Source organism: Acidovorax sp. HMWF018, assembly GCF_003061035.1.
In the GTDB taxonomy this organism is placed as follows: domain Bacteria; phylum Pseudomonadota; class Gammaproteobacteria; order Burkholderiales; family Burkholderiaceae_C; genus Acidovorax; species Acidovorax delafieldii.
Map to the genome: position 1 here is coordinate 14,523 of NZ_QAIM01000588.1, position 7,411 is coordinate 21,933.

General features: G+C 65.6%; 4 protein-coding genes. 1 reads left to right on the forward strand and 3 read right to left on the reverse strand.

Features of this window, described 5'->3' with window-relative positions:
- Window positions 1-1,558: NAD+ synthase (locus DBR23_RS25075; RefSeq protein WP_108499927.1), on the reverse strand; the 1,558-nt coding region annotated here is incomplete at its 3' end.
- 80 nt (window positions 1,559-1,638) lie between these two features.
- On the opposite strand from DBR23_RS25075, the gene DBR23_RS25080 reads away from it, so the two are divergent.
- The gene (locus DBR23_RS25080) at window positions 1,639-2,898 is read left to right on the forward strand and encodes a GNAT family N-acetyltransferase (protein ID WP_108499928.1); all 1,260 of its coding nucleotides are present in this window, start codon (window positions 1,639-1,641) and stop codon (window positions 2,896-2,898) included.
- A 105-nt stretch (window positions 2,899-3,003) separates the two neighbouring features.
- Here DBR23_RS25080 and DBR23_RS25085 read toward each other — a convergent pair whose 3' ends face one another.
- Window positions 3,004-4,755 (reverse strand): methyl-accepting chemotaxis protein, encoded by a 1,752-nt coding sequence (locus DBR23_RS25085; protein ID WP_108499925.1) that lies wholly within the window; start codon window positions 4,753-4,755, stop codon window positions 3,004-3,006.
- A 400-nt stretch (window positions 4,756-5,155) separates the two neighbouring features.
- Window positions 5,156-6,949, reverse strand: a complete 1,794-nt coding sequence (locus DBR23_RS25090; RefSeq protein ID WP_108499926.1) for a methyl-accepting chemotaxis protein — start codon at window positions 6,947-6,949, stop codon at window positions 5,156-5,158.
- Window positions 6,950-7,411: the final 462 nt, after the last annotated feature.

Consider the following 7,411-nt stretch of genomic DNA (forward strand, 5'->3'; position numbering starts at 1 on the left):
TGAGCTTGATCAGGCGCGTCACGCGCTCGACATCGGCCCGGGCGAAGCCGCTGGCGATGATGGACTCGATGGGCTCATCGTTTTCCATGTAGCGGGCCACGATGGCGTCCAGCACCTCATACGGCGGCAGGCTGTCCTGGTCCTTCTGGTCGGGTCGCAGCTCGGCACTGGGCGGCCGGGTGATGATGCGCTCAGGGATGGGGCTGGCGCAGGTGCCATACGGGTCGTTGGCATTGCGCCAGCGGGCCAGATCAAACACCCGGGTCTTGGCCACGTCCTTGATCACGGCAAATCCGCCGGCCATGTCGCCGTACAGCGTGCAGTAGCCGGTGGACATCTCGCTCTTGTTGCCGGTGGTCAGCACGATGGCGCCGAACTTGTTGGACAACGCCATCAGCAGCGTGCCCCGGATACGTGCCTGCAGGTTTTCTTCGGTGGTGTCTTCGGGCAGCCCGGCGAATTCGGCGGCCAGAGCGGCCTTGAAGGCCTCGAACTGCGGCTTGATCGAAATCTCGTCGTAGCGCACGCCCATGCGCGTGGCCATGTCGCGCGCGTCGATCCAGCTGATGTCGGCGGTGTAGGGCGACGGCATCATCACCGTGCGGACCTTGTCGGCACCGAGCGCATCCACCGCAATCGCCAGCACCAGCGCCGAGTCGATGCCGCCCGACAACCCCAGCAGCGCGCCCGGAAAGCCGTTCTTGCCCACATAGTCGCGCACACCCAGCACCAGGGCATCCCACAGGTCGGCCTCCAGCGTGCGCTCTGGGGCAACCTCTGCTGTAATTTTGATAGCACCCTGAGCAGATTCGACTAGCGCATAGACCAGTTTTTCCACAAAAGCAGGGGCCCGCGCCGCCACCGAACCGTCGGCGGCCAGCGCAAACGAGCAGCCTTCGAACACCACCTCGTCCTGCCCGCCCACCAGGTGGGCGTAGACCAGCGGCAGGCCCGTCTCGACCACACGGGCGCGCATGGTGGCCTCGCGCTCCGTGCCCTTGCCCAGGTGGAAAGGCGATGCATTGATGACTGCCAGCAACTGCGCACCGGCGGCAGCGGTGTCGCGCGCGGGGGTGGCAAACCAGGCGTCTTCGCACACCAGCACACCCACCTTCACGCCTTCCACCTCGAACACACAGGGCTTGCTGCCGGGCACGAAGTAGCGCCGCTCGTCAAACACCTGGTAGTTGGGCAGCTCGCGCTTGGCATAGGTCTGCTCGATCTTGCCGTCGCGCACCACGCTGGCGGCGTTGAAGCAGACGCTGAAGGCCTGGGCGCCAGGGGCCATGGCCTGCGGGTGGCCCAGCACGATGGCCAGGCCTTTCAACCCCGCAGTCTCGCGGGCCACGGTTTTCACGGCATCATCGCAGGCCGCAATGAAGGCAGGGCGCAGGAATAGGTCTTCGGCCGCGTAGCCGCAGATGGCCAGCTCCGGTGTCAGCAACAGGCGAGCGCCCTGGGCATAGGCCTCGCGGGCTGCCGCAATGATCTTTTGGGCGTTGCCGGGCATGTCGCCCACAACAAAGTTGAGCTGCGCAGTGCAAATGGAGAGCGTCATGGAACTGGAATCGGCCCCTGCGGCCAGGTTGAATACCGCCGTTGCAGGCCCGCAATCAAAAGTGCATCACAGGGGCCTGCATGGCTGAAGCTGCCATTATCGCCCGCGTGCTCCCCTCCGTGCTGGACGTGGACACTACCGCCTGGAACCACCTGCTGGCGCAGCAAAGCCACCCCACGCCCTTCATGCGGCATGAATACCTGGCCGCGCTGGAAAGCAGCGGCAGCGCCACGCCGCGTACCGGCTGGACACCCCGCTTCATGACGCTGTGGGACGGCGACACCCTGGTGGCCGCCTGCCCCCTGTACCTCAAGAGCCATTCGTACGGCGAATATGTGTTTGACTGGGCCTGGGCCAGCGCTTACGAGCAGCACCGTGTGCCCTACTACCCCAAGGCCGTCATTGCCGTGCCCTTTACGCCCGTGCCGGGCAGCCGGCTGCTGGCCCGCGATGCCGCCACGCGCGCCCTGCTGGTGCAGGCGATGTGCCAGTGGTGCGAGCAAGAAGACGTGTCGTCCGTGCATGTGCTGTTTGCCAGCGATGACGATGTGCTGACCAGCGCGCAACAAGACCTGATGCTGCGGCACACCGTGCAGTTTCACTGGAAGAATGAACGGCCCACGCTCCCTGTGGCCCAGGGTGTAGCCGCCACCGACGGCGAAACCCCGCGCTACCAGGACTTTGACCAGTTCCTCGCCAGCCTGTCGCAAGACAAACGCAAGAAGATCCGCCAGGAGCGCCGCCGCGTGGCCGATGCCGGAGTCACCTTCCGCTGGTCACGCGGGGCGGACATCAGCGCTGCAGACTGGGATTTTTTTTACCGCTGCTACGAGCGCACCTATCTGGAGCACGGCAACCCGCCCTACCTCACGCGCGACTTCTTCGCCCGCATGGCAGCGGACATGCCCGAGGCCTGGCTGCTGTTTGTGGGGGAGCGGGACGGACGGCCTATTGCTAGCAGTTTGATAGCTATCGGCGCATATGCATCCAGCGCATCAGCCCAAAAAGACGCTGAATCAGGCCCCGAATCACGCTCCGAGCTGGTGGCCTACGGCCGCTACTGGGGCGCGCTGGAGCGCGTGGACTGCCTGCACTTCGAGGCCTGCTACTACCAGCCGCTGCAGTGGTGCATCGCCCACGGTGCCGTGCGGTTTGAGGGGGGAGCCCAGGGCGAGCACAAGATGGCCCGCGCGCTGCTGCCCGTGCAGGCCACCAGCGCGCACTGGCTGGCACACCCGGCATTTGCTGAGGCGGTGCAGCGCTTTCTGGACCGCGAAGGCGCTGGGGTGGAAAGCTACCTCGGCGACCTGCAAGCGCGAAGCCCCTTCAAGGCCGCCTGACCTGCAGTGATCAGGCAGGACGCGCGGACGAGATCAAAGCCAGGTTTGAACCAACACACGGCGAAGGCAGGGCCCGTCACGCCTGCCGAGGGCGGCGAGCCACTGTCAAAAACTCTCCCAGTCAGCATCATTGCCGCTGCCCGAACGAGCTGGCGCCGTTGACGCAAGAGCCGGTGCGGGCTTGGCGGCCGCACGCAGGGGCGGCACCTTGGACGGGGCCACAGGGGCTGGTCGGCTGGAACCGGCCAAGGCCGGAGATGGGACTGCAGCCTTGGGCACATACGCAAAGGCAGACGCAGCCGGCTGCGCAGCCTGCGCTGGCGACAGCTTGAAGAACGCCACCGTGCTCACCAGGTCCTGCGCCTGGTTGTTGAGGCTGGCGGCGGCGGCGGCCATTTCTTCCACCAGGGCAGCGTTTTGCTGGGTGACCTGGTCCATCTGTGTCACAGCCTCGCCCACCTGGGCCACGCCCTGGCTTTGTTCAGAGCTGGCGGCACTGATCTCGCCCATCAAATCCGTGACACGTTTGATAGCGCCCACCACCTCGGTCATGGTTGCACCCGCCTGATCGACCAGCGTGGTGCCTGCGGCCACGCGTTCCACGCTGTCGTTGATCAGGGTCTTGATCTGCTTGGCCGCGTCGGCCGAACGGCCCGCCAGGCTGCGCACCTCGGACGCCACCACCGCAAAGCCCCGGCCCTGCTCACCCGCACGCGCTGCTTCGACGGCCGCGTTCAGCGCAAGGATGTTGGTCTGGAAGGCAATGCCATCGATCACACCGATGATGTCGGCGATCTTGCTGCTGCTGTCGTGAATGCCCTTCATGGTGTCCACCACCTGGCTCACCACCTCTCCGCCATGCACGGCCACCGTCGATGCGCTCTGCGCAAGCTGGTTGGCCTGGCGGGCGTTGTCGGCGTTCTGGCGCACGGTCGAATTGAGCTGCTCCATGGATGCGGCCGTCTCCTGCAGGGCGCTGGCCTGCTGCTCGGTGCGTGCGCTCAGGTCGTTGTTGCCCTGGGCGATCTCCGACGACGCCGTGGCCACGTTCTCGGAGCCGGAGCGCACATGCCCCACGATGCGCGACAGGTTTTGCTGCATTTCGTCCAGCGAGCGCAGCAGCTGGGCCATCTCATTGCGGCCGTTGCCCACGTCGGGAATCTGCACCGACAGATTGCCGTGGCTGATTTCATCGGCCGCCTGCACCGCACGCTGCACCGGCCCCACGATGGAACGCGTGGTCCACAGCGCAAACAATGCGCCCAGCACCACCGACACCACCGCCCCCAGCGCCAGCACCCACTGGCTGGTGCCTGCGGCCTGGATGATGGCGCCCTCGAACTCATCGAGCTGCTTGTGCGTGTTGTCCGCCACATCGGCCAGCGACTGCAGGTAAGCGGTGGCCAGGGGCTTGAGGTCGCTGTCCACCAGCGCAAACACGTCTTCCCCAGCCTTCTTGCGCTCCAGCAATTTGGCGCGCGCGTCCACATAGGCCTTGCGGGTCACCGCCACACGTTCCATCAGCGCCTTTTCGGTGGGGTCGTCCACCAGCGCCTCCAGCTTCTTTTGCGCCTCGCTGGCCCGTTGGGACGTGGTGGCCATGTCGGCCGTGAGCGACTGGATGTAGCCCGCATCCGTGGCCTTGAGCGACGCCGACGCCCGCACCCAGTTCAGGTCGATGGCCGCCTTCCACTCCTGCGCCAGGGCGTTGCGTTCCATTTCGACAGTGGCAATGCGACTGCTGGCCTCCTTGAGTACCGCCAGTCGCCAGACGCCGGTGGCGGCGATGGTGGCGGTGATCAACAGCACAAGGCCAAAGGCCAGGCTCAGGCGCGCTCCGATTTTCAGGTTGCTCATGGGAATCTTTCGTGGTTTTTATGGGGGCTTTTGCCAGCCATGGGTGCGCCGACGGGGTGCCACGCACCTGCGCGGGACAACAAGGAATCAGCGGCTGGAATGTGATAATTATATCATATTTATGATAAATATGATTTTATCAATTTAAATTATCACAAGAGAGTCGACGGCCCACTGCGCAAGCGCTGCGCCGGTTGGGGCATGGGTGCGGCCCCCTGTGTCAGCCGTGGGGATATCAAAACAGCGCACAAGGCCCCGCGCGTGCAGCGCACGCTCGGGCTGGGGTGCTACATCGCGGGAGCTGTCGGCGCAGTGCCAGGCACCGAACCAACTTGGGGAAGTCTACGCCCCAAAACGGGGCAAAAAACTTACAAACGGTGCAGGCATGGCCTGCCGTCGGTCAAAAGCTCTCCCAGTCGTCCTCGGCACCGGCAGCCACTGCTTGTGGGGCTGCTTTGGGTGCGACGCCCGCGGCCTTGGTGGTGGCACTGGCAGCAGGTGCCTTTTTGGCGGCAGGAGCAGAGGGAGAGCGCAAAGCAAGGGTTGCCTTGCTGCCCGCGGCATGGCCACCCATCGCCGCCTTGCGCGTGTCCGCTGCAGGCGCAGGGCGCGGCACCGGGTCCACAGCGCCGCCAGGCTGCGATGCCCGTGCCTGGTCGGCCGTGAGCTTGAACACCGCCACCGCCCCCACCAAGGCCTGGGCCTGGTGGCTCAGGCTGCTGGCAGCAGCCGCCATTTCCTCGACCAGCGCCGCGTTCTGCTGGGTGACCTGGTCCATCTGCGTGACGGCCTCGCCCACCTGCGACACGCCCGTGCTCTGCTCGCTGCTGGCGGCGCTGATCTCGCCCATGATGTCCGTCACGCGGCGAATGGCGCCCACCACCTCGGTCATGGTGATGCCCGCCTTGTCCACCAGCTGGGTGCCCTGCTCGACCCGCTCCACGCTGGCAGTGATGAGCGACTTGATCTCTTTGGCCGCCTCAGCACTGCGCTGGGCCAGATTGCGCACCTCGCCCGCTACCACCGCAAAGCCCCGGCCCTGCTCGCCCGCGCGGGCGGCCTCCACGGCCGCGTTCAGCGCCAGGATGTTGGTCTGGAACGCAATGCCGTCAATCACGCTGATGATGTCGGCGATCTTTTTGCTGCTGTCGTTGATGCCCTTCATCGTGGTCACCACCTCGGCCACCACATCGCCGCCCTGCCCCGCCACGGTGGATGCGCTCATCGCCAGCTGGTTGGCCTGGCGCGCGTTGTCGGCGTTTTGCTTGACGGTGGAACTCAGCTCCTCCATCGACGCAGCGGTTTCCTGCAGCGCGCTGGCCTGCTGCTCGGTGCGGATGGACAGGTCGTTGTTGCCCGATGCGATCTCGGCACTGGCCGACGCCACGCCCTGGGCATTGCCACGCACGCCCGACACCACATGTGCCAGGTTGTCCCGCATGGCGGTGAGGCCGCCGAGCAACTGGGCGATCTCGTCCTTGCCCCGCGCGTGGATCGCCACGGTCAGGTCGCCCTGAGCCACCGCGTCGGTGATCTGCACCGCATCACCCAGCGCGCGCGAAATCTGCCGGATCATGGCGCCGCCCATCAGCACCGCCAGCACGATGCCCGCCACCACGGCCGTGACCGCCAGTGCGCGGATGGTCTGGTAGCTGGCGGCCGCACTGTCGTACTCGGCCTTGGCACGGTCCAGCTGCACCTGCATCAGCTGGCCCAGCACCTCCTGCAATGGGTCGATGGCGGGGTACATCTCCTTGGCCGCAAACGCGGTCAGGGCCGCCACATCGCCCGACTTGAAGTGCCCCGCCAGTACATCGGTGGCCGCATCTGCCTTGGCCTGCAGCGGCTTGAAGCGCTCGACCAACTGCGTTTCCTCCGGCACCAGCTGGGTGGCCAGATAGGCCTTCCAGTTGGCCTCGATGGCCTTGCGCGCATCGGCCACCGACTGCAGGCCCTGTGCGGGTGTCAGCGCGCCATCACGCACCTTGTGGGCCGTGTCCACCACGTTGACCGCATACATGTCCGCCACCACCTTGATCTGCTTGAGCGGCACCACCCGGTCGTCATATACCGACTTGAGCCCGGCATTGGAATTGCCCATGCCATACAGCCCCGCCACGCCCACCAGCAACACCAGCAGACACAAGGCCGCAAGCAAACCCGCCAAGCGGGTGGAAATCTTGAACTGGTTCATGACAACACTCCTGAGGGAAACAAGCAAACAGGCTGCGCCCGGCTGGCAGCGCACCAGCGGTTGGAAAGGGGCATATGGGGAGCGCGCAGCAGACTCAGGTGCGGCCTGGGCGGCGCCACGGTTGGCGTAGCAGACCACACGGCAGGCGCACGGCGGCTCGCGCTGATAATGATGGGGCGGCTACCCATCATGTACGTGCGCGACGCGTTGAAACCTCGGTCCATTGCAGAACTCCTGTGGAGAACGGCGCCAAAAAGGAATGTCTACCCACCGACGGGCCGCGCGCCGTGGCGGGCCCGCTCAGCATAGCGCTTTCCGTTACGTTTGCGTACAAATCGCCCGCCTACATTGGCGCGCCGCTGCCCACAACGGCAACTCGCCATCACGCACCTTCAGCAAGCATCGCGCCAGCGGGTGGCAGACCCGCCCCACGCATCCCTTCAGCCATCACCAACAAAGCAC

Coding starts and splice junctions, on each gene's coding strand:
- DBR23_RS25090 (WP_108499926.1), bottom strand. CDS start 6,949: ATGAACCAGTTCAAGATTTCCACCCGCTTGGCGGGTTTGCTTGCGGCC.
- DBR23_RS25080 (WP_108499928.1), top strand. CDS start 1,639: ATGGCTGAAGCTGCCATTATCGCCCGCGTGCTCCCCTCCGTGCTGGAC.
- DBR23_RS25085 (WP_108499925.1), bottom strand. CDS start 4,755: ATGAGCAACCTGAAAATCGGAGCGCGCCTGAGCCTGGCCTTTGGCCTT.